Source organism: Mycolicibacterium parafortuitum (genome assembly GCF_002086815.1).
Lineage (GTDB): Bacteria > Actinomycetota > Actinomycetes > Mycobacteriales > Mycobacteriaceae > Mycobacterium > Mycobacterium parafortuitum.
In genome coordinates this window covers 1-15,301 of the sequence record NZ_MVID01000010.1, presented here as the reverse complement: position 1 = coordinate 15,301, position 15,301 = coordinate 1, and the positions used below count along the sequence as shown (strand labels likewise).

At 69.0% G+C, this 15,301-nt stretch carries 13 protein-coding genes and 2 riboswitches; of the genes, 2 read left to right on the top strand and 11 right to left on the bottom strand.

Features of this window, described 5'->3' with window-relative positions:
* Positions 1-13 precede the first annotated feature (13 nt).
* From gcvP to secA2, 11 genes are all read right to left on the bottom strand, one after another.
* Positions 14-2,872, bottom strand: a complete 2,859-nt coding sequence (gcvP, locus tag BST38_RS13160; protein WP_083143775.1) for an aminomethyl-transferring glycine dehydrogenase — start codon at positions 2,870-2,872, stop codon at positions 14-16.
* A 38-nt stretch (positions 2,873-2,910) separates the two neighbouring features.
* Positions 2,911-3,027, bottom strand: a riboswitch (glycine riboswitch).
* A gap of 2 nt (positions 3,028-3,029) precedes the next feature.
* Positions 3,030-3,124: riboswitch (glycine riboswitch) on the bottom strand.
* Between the two features lie 33 nt (positions 3,125-3,157).
* Positions 3,158-3,787: a MerR family transcriptional regulator gene (locus BST38_RS13155; protein ID WP_083143774.1), complete on the bottom strand. Its 630-nt coding sequence runs from the start codon at positions 3,785-3,787 to the stop codon at positions 3,158-3,160.
* A 211-nt stretch (positions 3,788-3,998) separates the two neighbouring features.
* Positions 3,999-4,493 (bottom strand): bifunctional nuclease family protein, encoded by a 495-nt coding sequence (locus BST38_RS13150; RefSeq protein WP_083143773.1) that lies wholly within the window; start codon positions 4,491-4,493, stop codon positions 3,999-4,001.
* Positions 4,494-4,541: 48 nt separating this feature from the next.
* Positions 4,542-5,282, bottom strand: coding sequence for a transcriptional regulator FtsR (gene ftsR / locus BST38_RS13145; RefSeq protein ID WP_083143772.1), 741 nt, complete (start codon positions 5,280-5,282; stop codon positions 4,542-4,544).
* A 42-nt stretch (positions 5,283-5,324) separates the two neighbouring features.
* Complete coding sequence (gene garA / locus BST38_RS13140; RefSeq protein ID WP_083143771.1) at positions 5,325-5,795, bottom strand: glycogen accumulation regulator GarA; 471 nt, start codon at positions 5,793-5,795, stop codon at positions 5,325-5,327.
* Positions 5,796-5,951: 156 nt separating this feature from the next.
* Positions 5,952-6,347, bottom strand: coding sequence for a glycine cleavage system protein GcvH (gene gcvH / locus BST38_RS13135; RefSeq protein WP_083143770.1), 396 nt, complete (start codon positions 6,345-6,347; stop codon positions 5,952-5,954).
* Between the two features lie 25 nt (positions 6,348-6,372).
* A complete protein-coding gene (locus BST38_RS13130) occupies positions 6,373-7,131 on the bottom strand; it encodes a DUF881 domain-containing protein (protein WP_083143769.1) in 759 nt (252 codons plus the stop codon).
* Between the two features lies 1 nt (position 7,132).
* The gene (locus BST38_RS13125; RefSeq protein WP_083143768.1) at positions 7,133-7,465 is read right to left on the bottom strand and encodes a small basic family protein; all 333 of its coding nucleotides are present in this window, start codon (positions 7,463-7,465) and stop codon (positions 7,133-7,135) included.
* Positions 7,466-7,481: 16 nt separating this feature from the next.
* Positions 7,482-8,369, bottom strand: coding sequence for a DUF881 domain-containing protein (locus BST38_RS13120; protein ID WP_083143767.1), 888 nt, complete (start codon positions 8,367-8,369; stop codon positions 7,482-7,484).
* Positions 8,366-8,956 (bottom strand): CDP-alcohol phosphatidyltransferase family protein, encoded by a 591-nt coding sequence (locus BST38_RS13115; protein WP_083143766.1) that lies wholly within the window; start codon positions 8,954-8,956, stop codon positions 8,366-8,368. Before BST38_RS13115 ends, BST38_RS13120 begins: the two co-directional genes overlap by 4 nt.
* Before the next feature lie 9 nt (positions 8,957-8,965).
* The gene (gene secA2 / locus BST38_RS13110; RefSeq protein ID WP_083143765.1) at positions 8,966-11,317 is read right to left on the bottom strand and encodes an accessory Sec system translocase SecA2; all 2,352 of its coding nucleotides are present in this window, start codon (positions 11,315-11,317) and stop codon (positions 8,966-8,968) included.
* A gap of 74 nt (positions 11,318-11,391) precedes the next feature.
* Between secA2 and BST38_RS13105 the strand changes: the two genes are divergently transcribed.
* Together BST38_RS13105 and BST38_RS13100 are read left to right on the top strand one after the other, a co-directional pair.
* Positions 11,392-13,290, top strand: a complete 1,899-nt coding sequence (locus BST38_RS13105) for an ABC transporter ATP-binding protein/permease (protein ID WP_083143764.1) — start codon at positions 11,392-11,394, stop codon at positions 13,288-13,290.
* A gap of 45 nt (positions 13,291-13,335) precedes the next feature.
* On the top strand, positions 13,336-15,252 hold the full coding sequence (locus tag BST38_RS13100) for an ABC transporter ATP-binding protein/permease (protein WP_083143763.1): 1,917 nt from the start codon (positions 13,336-13,338) through the stop codon (positions 15,250-15,252).
* Positions 15,253-15,301: the final 49 nt, after the last annotated feature.

Sequence of the window (15,301 nt, the reverse complement as noted above, 5' to 3'; positions counted from 1 at the left end):
CCCTATCGCCCGGTCAGGCGAAGGCCTCCACGGGCGGACACGAGCACACCAGGTTTCGGTCGCCGTACGCACCGTCGATCCGCCGCACCGGCGGCCACACCTTGGGACGGAAACCTTTGCCGAGCGGGTACGCCGCCTGCTCGCGGGTGTAGGGGTGGGCCCACTCGTCGATGAGCAGGGACTCGGCCGTGTGCGGGGCGCCGCGCAGCGGGTTGTCGTCCACCGGCCACTCCCCCGACCCGACCTTGTCGATCTCGGCGCGGATCGCGATCATCGCGTCGCAGAACGCGTCGATCTCGGCCAGCGACTCGCTCTCGGTCGGCTCGACCATCAACGTCCCGGCGACCGGGAAGCTCATCGTCGGGGCGTGGAAGCCGTAATCGGCGAGCCGCTTGGCGACGTCGTCGACCGTGACGCCGGTGGCCTTGGTGATGCCGCGCAGATCGAGGATGCACTCGTGGGCGACCATGCCGTTCTCGCCGGTGTAGAGCACCGGGTAGTACTCGTCGAGGCGGCGCGCGATGTAGTTGGCCGACGCGATCGCGACCAGCGTCGCCGACCGCAGCCCGGCCGCACCCATCATCCGGATGTAGGCCCAGGTGATCGGCAGGATCGACGCCGAGCCGTACGGCGCCGCGGACACCGTGTGGCGATCCGAGAGCTCAGCGGCCAGCGGATGGCCGGGCAGGTACGGCGCCAGGTGTGCGCGCACCGCGACCGGGCCGACGCCGGGGCCGCCGCCGCCGTGCGGGATGCAGAACGTCTTGTGCAGGTTCAGGTGGCTGACATCGCCGCCGAACCGGCCCGGCCGGGCGAGTCCGACCAGCGCGTTGAGGTTGGCGCCGTCCACGTAGACCTGGCCGCCCGCGTCGTGCACCGCGGCGCAGATCTCGGCGACGTCGTGCTCGTAGACACCGTGCGTCGACGGGTAGGTGATCATCAGCGCCGAGAGCCGGTCGGCGTGCTCGGCGACCTTGGCGCGCAGGTCGTCGAGGTCCACGTCCCCGTTGGCCCGGCACGCGACGACGACGACCTTCATTCCGACCATCGCCGCCGACGCCGCATTGGTGCCGTGCGCACTCGACGGGATCAGGCACACCGTGCGTCCGGTGTCTCCGCGCTCGTTGTGGTACGCCTGGATCGCCAGCAGCCCGGCGTACTCGCCCTGTGAGCCGGCGTTGGGCTGCAGCGAGATCTCGTCATAGCCGGTGATCCCGGTCAGCCAGGACTGCAGGTCGGCGATCAGCCGGCGCAGCCCCGGCGTGTCCGACGCGGGCGCGAACGGATGCTGACGGGCGAACTCACTCCAGGTGATGGCCTCCATCTCGGCGGCCGCGTTGAGCTTCATCGTGCAGGAACCCAGCGGGATCATGCTGCGGTCCAGCGCGATGTCCTTGTCGGCGAGCGCGCGCAGGTAGCGCATCATCGACGTCTCGGTGCGGTACTTCGAGAACGCCGGGTGGGTCAGGAACTCCGAGGTGCGGTTCTGGATCGCCGGACCCGCGAAGTCGCCGGCCGCGGGGGTCGCGCCGAACGCGGCCAGCACGTCGGCGACGATCGCGTCGGTGGTGGCCTCGTCGCACGCCACCGAGACATGGTCAACGTCGGCGACCCAGACGTTGATGCCGCGTTCCTTGGCGGCGGCGCGCACCTGCTCGGCGCGGCCGGGCACCCGGGCCAGCACGGTGTCGAAGAAGCGGTCGTGCACCACCTCGACGCCCGCGCCGGCGAGTCCGGCGGCGATCGCGCGGGCCTTGTCGTGCACGCGCTGCGCGATCGCGCGCAGCCCGTCGGGGCCGTGGTAGCTGGCGTACATCGCCGCCATCACCGCGAGCAGCACCTGCGCGGTGCAGATGTTGCTGGTGGCCTTGTCGCGGCGAATGTGCTGCTCACGGGTCTGCAGCGCGAGCCGGTACGCGGGCGACCCGTCGGCGTCGACCGACACCCCGACCAGCCGGCCCGGCAGCTGCCGTGCGTGCTTGGAGTGCACCGCGAGGTAACCGGCGTGCGGGCCGCCGAAGCCCATCGGGACGCCGAAGCGCTGGGTCGTGCCGAACGCGACATCCGCGCCGATCTCGCCGGGCGGGGTGATCAGCGTGGCCGCGAGCAGGTCGGCGCCGACGGCCACCAGCGCGCCGCGCTCGTGGGCCTGCCCGACCAGCGCCGTCCAGTCGGTGATCCGTCCGCTCGCGCCGGGCGACTGGACGATCGCGCCGAAGAACTCCCCGTCGGGCAGCCCGTCGCGCAGATCGGCGGTGACGATCTCGATACCGAGCGGTTCGGCGCGGGTCGCCAGGATCGCGGCGGTCTGCGGGTAGATGTCGATGTCCACGGCCAGCGTGTTGGCCGGGCCGCGCACCGCGCGGTGCATCAGCGTCATCGCCTCGGCGGCGGCGGTGCCCTCGTCGAGCATCGACGCGTTCGCGACCTCCAGACCGGTCAGGTCGGTCACCACGGTCTGGAAGTTCAGCAGCGCCTCGAGCCGGCCCTGGCTGATCTCGGGCTGGTACGGCGTATAGGCGGTGTACCAGGCCGGGTTCTCCAGGATGTTGCGGCGCAGCACCGGCGGGGTCAGCGTGTCGTAGTAGCCCTGGCCGATCATCGACACCGCGACGGTGTTGGAGTCGGCCAGCGCGCGCAGCTCGGCGAGGGCCTCGTGTTCGGAGGCCGCGGGCGGAAGATGCTCGAGGCCGGGAGCGACGCCGTCGGCGGAGAGCGGGTCCAGGATGCCCGCGGGCAGGGCCTTGGCGGCGAGTTCGTCGAGCGAGCTCACCCCGATGGTGTTCAGCAGCGTGTCGACGGCGGCCGGATCCGGCCCGATGTGGCGGTCGACGAACTGCGGAACGGACGGGGACTGAGACTTATCAGACACGTGACGACATCTCCCGGGGGCGCACGAAAAGCGGCGGCTCCTCCCCCTCTGTCGTCGACCCGGATCGGGCTGCCTGAGAGATTCGGTCCGCCGCTGTGCCGGTCGGACCTTTCCCCATGGGCGGGTGCTGGGCACCGCTTTCCAGAGGCATCGGGGCCCGGCGCGGTCCTGGGTGCCTGAGAGGTTGACGGAGAGGTGTTGCTCCTTCGGCGTCCGCGGCTGGCAGCCGCGGAGCTCTCCCGCGCAAGGGCGATGCGGGAGCGATTCTACCCCCGGACCCGGCTCCTAACCGATCTTGCGGTCCCGGTGCTTGCGCCGCGACGCCAGTTCGTCCTCCGGCGCCGAGATCGACTCGCCACCGTCGGCGCGTTCACCCGGGAAGTCGGCGATCGCACCGGTCAGTTCCCGCATCGCACCGGACACCGCGATCCCGAACACGCCCTGACCGCCCTGCAGCAGGTCGACGACCTCTTCGGCGGACGTGCACTCGTACACGGTGGTGCCGTCGGAGAACAGCGTGATGTTGGCCAGATCCTGGACGCCGCGCTGGCGCAGGTGATCGACCGCGACGCGGATGTTGTGCAGGGAGATGCCGGTGTCGAGAAGACGCTTGACGATCTTGAGGACGAGGATGTCCTTGAACGAGTAGAGCCGCTGGCTGCCGGATCCGGCGGCGCCACGGATGGACGGCACCACCAGTGAGGTGCGGGCCCAGTAGTCGAGCTGACGGTAGGTGATGCCGGCGATCTGGCAGGCACTCGGACCGCGGTAGCCGACGAGTTCGTCGGGGACCGAGTCGTCGGGGAACAGTCCGCCCTGCACTGGTTCACTGACGGCCCGGGGTTGACTCTCGCCGGAGCCCGCACCCGAGTCTGAGGTCAGATCCAGTTGCTCCTGGCGTGGCGTGTCGCCCACTTGTCGAATCCTCTCGCCGATCGAACCCGCGTCCTTGACCTGCGTGGGCGCGCTCAACCGCTGGCTACACCCTGCTCGAACCTGGTTCGAGCATACGCTTGAGGGCCTCTCGTGACTGCCCGTCGGGACCAAGTATGGGGGTCGGATTCGATGTTTGAGAAAACCCGACGCGCGTGTCGACGCTGACGAGACGCATCCGTGACCAACCTGGTCAGGTCGCCTTGAAGTCGTCCGGGGACACGCTGTCGAGGAACTCCTTGAACTTCTCCACCTCGTCCTCGCGCACCGCGCCGGTGGACTCCTCGTCGCTCTCGTCCGGGATCAGCAGCCCGGCCTCGGCCATCACCGCTTCCTCGACATAGATGGGAACCCCGACCCGCAGCGCGATCGCGACCGAATCCGAGGGCCGGGCCGAGACCTTGATGTCGCGGTCGAAGACCAGGTCGGCGTAGAACGTGCCCTCCTGCAGATCGACGATGCGCACCTCTTTGAGCGAATGACCAAGGGCGGCAATGACATCGCGGAACAGGTCGTGGGTCATCGGCCGCAACGGCTCGACACCCTGCTGCTCCAGCGCGATCGCGGCGGCTTCCGACTGCCCGATCCAGATCGGCAGATACCGGTCACCATTGGACTCCCGCAACAACAAGACAGGCTGGTTCTGGGGCGGCTCAACGCGAATGCCGATCACACGAACCTCACCCATGTGCCTACCCTCCGCACGCCGACGAATCCGTCAGCGCGAGTCTAGTCCTCAGCGGTCGAGAACGTCGCGTACGGCCGACTTGATCAACGACGTGTGCAACGTGATCGCCAGCGCGGCGACCTCCCGGGCCAGATCGTCGGCGCGGTCCCGGGCGCCGGCCTTCCCGCCCTTGCCCACCGGCCCGGCGATCTGGGCGATCAGATCCGACTGCCGGTCGGCCGCGGAACGGAACGCGCGCAGGTGCCGCGGTTCCACGCCGTAGTCGGCCAGTGCGCGGGCGCACTGGGCGATCACCACCGAATGCTCGTCGAAGAACGCCGTCCCGGCGCCTTTGAAGATCGGCGTGATCACGCCCGCCTTGACCAGAGAGGTCAGTAGTTCGTCGGAGACGCCGGAGCGGTCGAGCAGATCGCCACGGCTCAACCGCACCGGGGTGGGTGCCGCGGGGGCGGCCCCGGACGCCTGCTCCCCGACGGGCACCAGCCGCGGCGTGCCGTACGGCGACACCGTCTGCGGTAACTCCCCGTCCGGCAGCGCGTCGAGCTGCGCCTTGATGACCTTCAGCGGCAGGTAGTTGTCGCGCTGCGCGGTCAGGATGAATCGCAGCCTGGCGCAGTCGTACGCGGTGAAACGGCGGTAACCCGATGCGGTGCGCTCGGGCGTCACCAGACCCTCGGCCTCCAGGAAGCGGATCTTGGAGATCGTGACGTCCGGGAACTCGTCGCGCAGCAGATCCAGGACAACCCCGATCGACATCCCGTTCACGGCGGGGGTGTCGGGTTGTGTCATCTGGTGTCCGGACGGCTCGTCGGGTCGGGGTCGGTGTGCCGGTCAGCCGGCGGCGCTGTCGTCGCCCTTCGGCCCGGTCAGGAACACCAGGCGGAACTTGCCGATCTGCACTTCGTCGCCGTTGGCGAGCACCGCCGAGTCGACCGGCTCACGGTTGACGTAGGTGCCGTTGAGGCTGCCCACATCGACGACCTGGAACTCGCCGCCCTCCAGACGGAACTCCGCGTGCCGCCGGCTCACGGTGACGTCGTCGAGGAAGATATCGCTGTCGGGATGGCGACCGGCCGACGTGGTCGGCTGGTCGAGCAGGAACCGCGATCCGGCGTTGGGGCCACGCTTGACCACCAACAACGCCGACCCGACAGGAAGTCCTTCCACACCCGAGACCGCGCTCTCGCCACCCGCGGCGGGTGGAGCGTCGAGCTCGTTGAGGAAGTCGGCGCGGAACACCGAAGTGGTCTCCACAGTGACTTCGTCAGAGTCGGCCCCAGAGTTGAAGTCCTTGTCCGTCACCCGCTGCTCCTCACTGGCTGCTGTGGCGATAAGCGGCCGGGCGCCAGCCGTCAGGCCGCTGGTGTCGACCGTACCGCGCATCCGACCACGTTGTATCCACCACTGCCGGATCCACTCGTTGCGTCCCGGTCTGTCTGAACGACCCTAACAACTCGATCAGTCGTCGACGTGCGCGCGGTAGCCTTCGGCGTCGAGCAGCGCCGACAGCGCCTCCTGCAGCGCACCGGCGTCGGCCTCCAACTCGACCAGCCATCCCGCGCCGTACGGGTCGGAGTTCACCAGCTGCGGGTTGCCCTCCAGATCACCGTTGACGGCAACGACTTTCGCGGTCAGCGGCGCGTACAGGTCCGACACCGACTTGGTCGATTCCACCTCACCGAACGACTCCCCCGACGTCACGTCCGAGCCGACGTCGGGAAGCTGGACGAACACCACGTCACCGAGCGCGGACTGCGCGTAGTCGGTGATGCCGACCCGGACCGTGCTGTCGCCGGTCCGCTGCACCCACTCGTGTTCGGTGGTGAAGGACAGGTCGGCGGGGATCTCGCTCACGGCGCTCCTAGGTGTGCGGTCATGGTCATTTGACGGGCTGAGCGTATTGGCGCGGTTTCGGTTGCCGCAAGGCGGTGACGTCGACCCGATCGGATTGTTGTACCACCATCGTGCCGCCGACGCGTTCGATGCTGTCCATCGCGCCACCGGGGATGTTCATCGCCGCGGCCAGCGTCGGCGGATCACCAATGGCCAGAACCGAATAGGCCGGCCCCATGGTGGTGTCGTCGACGACCAGCGCGCCGGGCCCGCCGGTGATCCAGGTGTCCACCCCGACCCTCACGGACACGTCGCTTCGGCCGCGGATCTCCATCGCCTCGGCGCCCGCGGCGCGCAGCTCGTTGATCACATCGAGCATCGACTCCGGGCCCACCCCCTGCGCGGGGTCGGCGATGGTCAGCGTCACGCCGGGACCTGTCGCGGGGACGCTGCCGATCAGGATCGACAGCGCCGCGAGCCGCGCCCTGGCGTTCTCGATCGCGGCCTGGTCGCTGCTGCCGCTGGCCTCCAGCTGGTTCAGCGTGCGCTGCAGATCGGCGACCTCGGTGTTGAGCGCCGCCTCGCGTTGTTGCAGCGAGTCCAGCAGGATCAGCAGATCGGCGGGCCGGGCGTTGTCGAGCGAGTCGCCGGAGTCGGCCTGGCGCAACTGGGTTGCCAGCGCGATGCCCAGCAGCAGGCACAGCAGCACCGCGAGCACCCCGAACACCCGCTGCGAGCGGGTGCGCCGCGAGGTGGCCGGCGCCGCGTCGGCGGGCAGTTCGTGACGGCCGTGCTGCTCGCTCATGTCAGGCCCCGAACAGCCTGCGGCGCAGTGCGGCGGCGTTGCCGAAGATGCGGATGCCGAGTACCACGATGATCGCCGTCGACAGCTGGGTGCCGACCCCGAGCTGGTCGCCGACGTACACGATCAGCGCGGCGACCAGGACGTTGAACACGAACGACACCACGAACACCTTGGAGTCGAAGATGTCCTCCAGGTACGCGCGCAACCCGCCGAAGACCGCGTCGAGCGCCGCGACGACCGCGATCGGCAGATAGGGCTGGATGAACTCGGGGACGTCGGGATGGAACACCACCCCGATCACGATGCCGATGGCGAGCGCGACGATTCCGATCAAGAGTTCGTGCCGATCACTAGGGCCCAATCTGTCTGGCGAAGTTGATTTCTCGGACGGATCCGGCGGGAAGCACCAGGCCGTCGCCGGAGGAGACGTTGACGCCCACACCGTAGGACGTCTCCAGCAGCCGCAGCCGCTGCAGGCCCGCGCTGCGGTTGAAGTCGTCGGCCATGGAGTTCGGCGGGCCCACCGCGAGGATGACATACGGGCTCGACACCGGCTGGTTGTCGACCAGGATCCCGCCGCCGGCCTGCCGGATCGTCACGTTCGGGCCGATCCGCACGCCGCCGACCGAGATGGCCTCGGCGCCGCCGGCCCACAGCGCGTTGACGACGAGCTGCAGGTCGCGGTCCAGGATCACCTGTCTGCTGCCTTCGACGCGCTGCTTGGACACGTCGGTCAGATCCCGCGTCATCCCCGGATCGGTGACGGTGACGGTCAGGCCGGAGCCGATCACGGGTGTGGCGGCGGCCGCGTAGTTCGCGTCGTCGAGTTGGGCCAGCAGCTGCCTGCCCTCGGTGTCGCCGGCGAGGCGGCTGCGCCGCGCCGCGTCCACCTCGGCCGACAGCGTGGCCCGCTGCGCGGCGGCCTCGTCGGTCTCGGCTTGGGCCGCATGCACGCTGGCGGCCAGTACCCGCTGCGATTCGCGGACGCCGGGCGCGGTGTCGCGGGCCTGCGCCCACGCCAGCGCGAACACCGTCGCTACCACGACCGCGGCGAGCACCTGCCACAGCACCGAGGACGCCCGGCTGCGCTTACCCGCCTGCGCGGCCGCCGCGTACCCGGGATCGAGATGGTCGGTCAGCAGCGAGCGCAGCAGCGAGGGCACCGGGATCCGGGTCGGCGCGTTCGCCTGGTGCGCCGCGCGCCCGACCGATGAGTCGTATCCCCCCAGCGTGCTCATGGCTCGACCGTTTTGCGCGCGGGCGGCAGCTTCCGCATCACCATGCCGACCTGCAGCAGGTACAGGATCCCGGACCACAGGTACATCGCCATACCCCAGATCAGGAAGCCCCAGCCGATCGCGAGCACCACCCGGGCCCACTGCCCGTCGAACTGGCCGAGCAGCACCAGCGGCAGCCCGGACATCAGCGCGAACGTCGCGGCCTTGCCGATGTAGGTGACCGGTAGCGCGGACAGGCCGCGGCTGCGCAACACCGGCAGCGTCGCGGCCAGCACACCGTCACGGGCCAGCAGCAGGATCACCACCCACCACGGGATGATGCCGGCCAGCGCCATGCTGATCGGCACGGTGACCATGTAGATGCGGTCGACGGCAGGGTCGAGCAGTTCCCCCAGCCGCGACGACTGGTTCGCGAACAGCCGGGCGATCTTGCCATCGGCCCAGTCGGACGCGCCGCTGAACATCAGCACCGCGACGGCCCAACCGGTGGCGTCGGCGACCAGCAGCAGGTACAGGAAGACGGGAACCAGCACGAACCGGATCGCCGACAGCGCGTTGGGCACGGTCAGCACACGGTCGCGTGGCATGCGCCAAACCTAGCGGAACACCCCGGGCAGGCTCAGTGCGGACAAGCTGTCGTCCGACAGCGGGTTGTCGTGCACCATGTACGTCCAGGTCGACGTCGGGCGGGCCAGCTTGGACAGGTCGACACCCGGCTCGTCCTCGATCGACGGCGCGGTCTCGAACGTCTGCTGCGCGGCCTCGATGGCGTCGGCGGCCAGCGACGCGAACGCGTCGACCGCCATCCGGTGGAACTCGTCGAGCGGGTTCTGCCGGCCCAGCGCCCGCAGGTGGATGCTCTCGCGGATGTCGGACAGGAACGCCAGGTGATCGGCCCAGGCCCGGTCGAGGTGGTACAGCATGATCAGCCGGCAGATCTTCTCCAGCTTCTGCTCGGCGTCCTCGCCGAGCCGCTCACTGACCTCGGCGTAGCGGTCCGGGCAGCGCTCGGCGAGTTCCTCGCGCGCGGTGTCGGTGCGCAGCAGCTTGTCCCGGCGCTCGACCAGGATCGCGCGCTGCTGGGCGATCAGCTGGTTGTAGCGCCAGGTGTTGGCGTGCACGTCGAGCAGCCGGCCTTCGGCGACGCGCTGGGCGTGTTCGAGCAGCGATGCGGCCTTCGGGCTGAGCACGCGGCCGTCCTCGTCGCATTCCAGCGGCAGCTTGTCGTCCTCGAGGTGGGCGACGACCACGTCGTCCTCCCAGCTGGAGAAGAACACCGAGCTGCCCGGATCGCCCTGGCGGCCGGCGCGGCCGCGCAGCTGGTTGTCCAGCCGCCCGGTGTTGTGCCGCCCGGTGCCGATCACGTGCAGGCCGCCGAGTTCGGCCACCTCGTCCTTTTCGGCGGCGTGGTCGTCCACGTCCGAGCCGCCCAGCCGGATGTCGGTGCCGCGGCCGGCCATCTGGGTCGACACCGTCACCGAGCCGAGCTTGCCCGCCTCGGCGATCACGGTCGCCTCCTCGGCGTCGTTCTTCGCGTTCAGCACCACGGCCGGGACACCGCGTTTGACGAGCCGCTCGTGGATCTCCTCGGATTCGGCGACGTCGCGGGTGCCGACGAGCACCGGCTGTCCGGTCTTGTGCACCTCGATGATGTGCTCCAGGATCGCGTCGTTCTTCGCGGCGGCGGTCACGTAGACGCGGTCGGTCTCGTCCTTGCGGATGTTCGGCTTGTTCGGCGGGATCGGCGACACGCCCAGCTTGTAGAACTGGCGCAGCTGCTCGCCGGCGGCCAGCGCGGTGCCGGTCATCCCGCACACCCGCGGGTAGCGGTTGATCAACGCCTGCACGGTGATGGTGTCGAGCACCTCGCCGGTCTCGGTGGTCTCGATGCCCTCCTTGGCCTCGACGGCGGCCTGCAGTCCGTCGGGCCAGCGCTGCAGCGTGGCGATGCGGCCGCGGGACGAGTTGATCAGGTGCACCGCGTCGTCGCGGACGATGTAGTGCACGTCGCGCTGCAGCAGCACGTGTGCGTGCAGGGCGACGTTGATCTCGGTCAGCGTGGTCGCGACGTGCTCTTCGGAGTACAGGTCGATCCCGCCGAGCGCCGCCTCGACCTTGCGGGCGCCTTCCTCGGTCAGGTGCACGTTGCGGCTGTCGTTGTCAGTGGCGAAGTCGGTGTTCTCGTCGAGCTCGCCGACCAGCCGGATCAACTCCAGCCTCGGAGTCTCGCGGTGGCTGGTGCCCGCCAGCACCAGCGGGACCAGCGCCTCGTCGACGAGCACCGAGTCGGCCTCGTCGATCAGCGCCACGTCCGGGTTCGGGGACACCAGGTCCTCGACGTCGGTGACCAGCTGATCGCGCAGCACGTCGAAGCCGATCTCGTTGACCGACGCATACGTCACGTCGCACCGGTAGGCGGCGCGGCGTTCGGCCGCGGTGGAGTCGGCGGTGATCCAGCCGACGGTCAGGCCCATCGCCTCGATCAGCGGACCCATCCACTCCGCGTCGCGGCGGGCCAGGTAGTCGTTGATGGTGATGACGTGCACGTGGCGGCCGGCCAGCGCGTAGCCCGCGGCCGCGATCGCGCCCGAGAGCGTCTTGCCCTCACCGGTGGCCATCTCGACGACGTCGCCGGCCAGCATCCGCAGCGCACCGAGCAGCTGCACGTCGAACGGGGCGAGACCGGTCGCGCGTTTGGCCGCCTCGCGCGCGATCGCCAGGAACTGCGGGATGTCGGACGAGTCGGCCAGGTCGGCGAGCTCGAGGAGCTTGGCGGCTTTGCGCAGCTGCTCGTCGTCGAGGTCGCCTGCCTTGGAGTCGAAGTCGGCCGATGTGGTGACAAGCTCCATCGAGCGCGACTGGTCCTTGTCGGTGCTGGCGCCGAGCAGCTTCCAGAACCGCCCGGACAGCCGCCCGGTCTTGGGTGTCTTTGCAGAGGTTCGAGCCACACGATCACGGTACGCGGCCGGTGCGGTAGCTTCGCCGCAGGCCGGATCGTGCGCGGAGGGGAGGTCGCCCGGCTGTGGACACGGTCGAAAGCCAGACGTTCCAGCCGACCCTCGACTGGGGTCGCGAGTTTCTCAACTCCGCACAATGGGCGGCGACGACGTTCGTTCTGACGGCGTTGTGCCTGATGCTGGTGTTGGTCGCGCTGGCCCGCTTCACCGAATGGGGCCGCCAGTTCTGGCGGGTCACCGGCGGCTACTTCCGCGGCAGGCAGAGCCTGGTCGTCTGGGTGATGCTCGCGCTGCTGCTGCTGTCGGTGATCATGTCGGTGCGCATCAACGTGCTGCTGACCTACTACGTCAACGACCTGTTCACGTCGTTGCAGGTCGCCTTCCAGGGCGGGATGTCCAGCGGCGTGGCGGGCTTCTGGGCCTCGATGCGCGTGTTCGCGGTGCTCGCGGTCTTTTTCGTCGCGCGGCTGATGCTGGACATGTACCTGACGCAGCGTTTCGTGATGCGCTGGCGGGTGTGGCTGAGCCGCCGTTTCATCGACGACTGGCTCGGCGATCTGTCCTACTACCGCGCCCAGTTCTCGGGCCGCCCGATCGACAACCCGGACCAGCGGATCCAGCAGGACGTCGACGTGTTCACCACCGGCGTGGGCGGGACGCCGAACAACCCGATCTACAACTCGGGCAACACGCTGCTGTTCGGTGCGGTGGAGGCGGTGCTGTCGGTGCTGGCGTTCGGCCCGATCCTGTGGCGGCTGTCGGAGCCGGTCACGATCGGCGGGCTGACGCTGCCGCGGGCGCTGTTCTGGATCGTGGTGGTCTACGTGCTGGTGGCCACGATCGTCGCGTTCGTGATCGGCAGGCCGCTGATCCGGCTCAGTTACCTCAACGAACTGCGCAACGCCGGGTTCCGGTACGTGCTGGTGCGGGTGCGCGACGCCGGCGCGGCGATCGGTCTGTACCGCGGCGAACCGGCCGAGGGGTCAGTGCTGAAGAACCGGCTGGATTCGGTGATGGACAACTACCGGCGCTGGCTGCACCGGATGCTGCTGTACTTCGGCTGGAACGTGTCGGTCAGCCAGACCATCAACCCGCTGCCGTGGCTGGTGCAGGCGCAGGGTCTGTTCGCGCAGCGGATCACGTTCGGTGACGTGTGGCAGTCGTCGAATGCGTTCGGTGCGATCCACGATTCGCTGTCGTTCTTCCGCAACGCCTACGACCAGTTCGCGAGCTACCGGGCGGCGATCATCCGGCTCGACGGGCTGGCCGAACAGAACACCAGGGCCGGCGCGTTCACCGCGATCTCCGCCGAGCAGTCCCCCGGCGGCGCGCTCGACGTGGTCGGGGTCGAGGTCCGCCGGCCCGACGGATCGCCGCTGCTGCGCGGGTTGGATCTGCGCCTGGAGACCGGTGAGGGCCTGGTGATCACGGGCGCCTCGGGGATCGGCAAGACGGTGTTGATGCAGAGCCTGGCGGGGATGTGGCCGTACGCCTCGGGGCGGGTGTGCCTGCCCGACGGGCGCGACGGCGCGATGTTCGTCCCGCAGCTGCCGTACTTCCCGGTCGGGGACCTGCGGACCGTCGTCAGCTACCCCGAACCGGCGGGCACCTATGACGACAAGCAGATCCAGCGGGCGTTGATCGACGTCGCGCTGTCGCAGCTGGCCATCCGGCTCAACGACGACCAGGACTGGGCGAAGGTGCTCTCGGTCGGTGAACAACAGCGCATCGCGTTCGCCCGGGTGCTGCTGTCCAGGCCGCGGACGGTGTTCCTCGACGAGTCGACGTCGGCGATGGACGAAGGGCTCGAGCAGATGCTCTACGACCGGCTGCGCACCGAATTGCCGGACACCATTGTGGTCAGCGTCAGCCACCGGTCGTCGGTGCAGCCGTTCCACAGCAGCAGGCTGGAGCTGACCGGCGACGGCCAGTGGCGGCTGGAGCGACTCGAAGCGCCTGCCTAGCCACGCCAACACGCCGCCGACAGGTTGTCGCGGTACGTTGCCCGCATGGAAACGTTCACCCCGACGCTGGATTGGGGCAGCGAGCTGTGGACTTCGCTGTGGTGGATCGCGAAGGCCTGGGTGATCGCCGCGGCCGCGACCCTGCTCATCCTGGCCCTGATCGGCCGGTTCACCGTGTGGGGGCGCCAGTTCTGGCGGATCACCGGCGGCTATTACACCGGTGCGCACAGCATCAAGGTCTGGGTCTGGCTCGGGGCACTGCTGTTGTCGGTGGTCGCCGGTGTCCGGCTGGACGTGTTGCTGAGCTATCAGGGCAACGACATGATGACCAGCTTCCAGGTCGTCGCCGGCGGCATCCAGGCCGGCAGCGACGAGATCAGGAATTCCGGTCGCGACGGCTTCTACATGTCGATGCTGATCTTCGCGATCCTGGCGACGATCCACGTGTCGCGGCTGATGCTGGACCTGTTCCTGGCGCAGCGGTTCATGCTCGCGTGGCGCGCGTGGCTGACCGACGAGCTCACCGGCGACTGGCTCGACGGCAAGGCCTACTACCGGTCCCGGTTCATCGACGACACCATCGACAACCCCGATCAGCGCATCCAGGCCGACATCGACGTGTTCACCACCGGCGTCGGCCCGTTCACGAACACCCCGAGCTACGGCACGGCGAGCACCCTGCTGTTCGGCGCGATCTCGTCGATCACGTCGATGATCGCGTTCGCGACGATCCTGTGGGACCTGTCGAGCACGTTGACGTTGCCGTTCGTGGAGGTGGCGGTCCCCAAGGCGCTGTTCTGGCTGGTGCTGGTCTACGTGGCGTTGGCGACGGTCATCGCGTTCTGGATCGGCCGGCCGATCATCGGATTGTCGTTCAACAACGAGAAGTTCAACGCCGCGTTCCGTTATGCGCTGGTACGGCTGCGCGACGCCGCCGAGGCCGTCGCGTTCTACCGCGGTGAGAAGGCCGAACGCGCCGTGCTGCGGAACCGCTTCGATCCGGTGGTCGCGAACTACAAGCGCTACATCGGCCGCACCATCGGGTTCAACGGCTGGAACCTGACCATGAGCCAGATCATCGTGCTGCCGCCGTATCTGCTGCAGTTCCCGCGGTTCTTCAACGGCGAGCTGCCGCTGGGTGCGATGACGCAGTCGGCGTCGGCGTTCGGCAGCATCCAGAACGGCCTGTCGTTCTTCCGTAACGCCTACGACTACTTCGCGGCCTACCGCGCGGCGATCATCCGTCTGTACGGGCTCGTCATCGCCAACGAGGAGGGCCGCGCGCTGAAGACCCTCGACACCGAGGACTCCCCCACCGGCACGGTCGAACTGCGCAGGGTCGAGGTCCGCACCCCGGACGCGAAGCGTTTGATCGACACCCTCGACCTCGCGCTGGAGCCCGGCGATGCGCTGGTGATCACCGGCAAGTCGGGTGCGGGCAAGACCTCGCTGCTGCGCAGCCTGGCGCAGCTGTGGCCGTTCACCACCGGAACACTGCGCCGGCCGGGCGGGCCCAACGAGACGATGTTCCTGTCCCAGCTGCCCTACGTACCGCTCGGCGACCTGCGCACCGTCGTCGCGTACCCGCTCGATGCCCACGAGGTGTCCGACGACGACCTGCGCCGCACCCTGGACGCCGTGTCGCTGCCGAACTGCGTCGACCGGCTCAACGAGGTGCAGGACTGGGCGAAGGTGCTCTCCCCGGGTGAGCAGCAGCGCATCGCGTTCGCGCGGGTGCTGCTGACCAAGCCGAAGGCGGTGTTCCTGGACGAGTCGACGTCCGCGCTGGACGAGGGCGTCGAGCAGACGCTCTACCAGCTGGTGCGCGACCGGCTGCCGGACACCATCCTGGTCAGCGTCAGCCACCGGACCACCGTCGAGCAGCACCACACCAAGGAGCTCCAGCTGCTCGGCAACGGCCGCTGGTATCTCGGCGAGGTCGGTGACGAACCCGACAGCTGATAGGCCATGAGTAGTCATTGAGCGGATCCTCGGAGGAGGTCCGGCTCGA

Bases quoted from the DNA above. Each gene is read 5' to 3' on its own strand.
- BST38_RS13120 (WP_083143767.1), bottom strand. From the start codon at position 8,369: ATGAGCACGCTGGGGGGATACGACTCATCGGTCGGGCGCGCGGCGCAC.
- BST38_RS13130 (WP_083143769.1), bottom strand. From the start codon at position 7,131: ATGAGCGAGCAGCACGGCCGTCACGAACTGCCCGCCGACGCGGCGCCG.
- ftsR (WP_083143772.1), bottom strand. From the start codon at position 5,282: ATGACACAACCCGACACCCCCGCCGTGAACGGGATGTCGATCGGGGTT.
- BST38_RS13100 (WP_083143763.1), top strand. From the start codon at position 13,336: ATGGAAACGTTCACCCCGACGCTGGATTGGGGCAGCGAGCTGTGGACT.
- BST38_RS13115 (WP_083143766.1), bottom strand. From the start codon at position 8,956: ATGCCACGCGACCGTGTGCTGACCGTGCCCAACGCGCTGTCGGCGATC.
- BST38_RS13150 (WP_083143773.1), bottom strand. From the start codon at position 4,493: ATGGGTGAGGTTCGTGTGATCGGCATTCGCGTTGAGCCGCCCCAGAAC.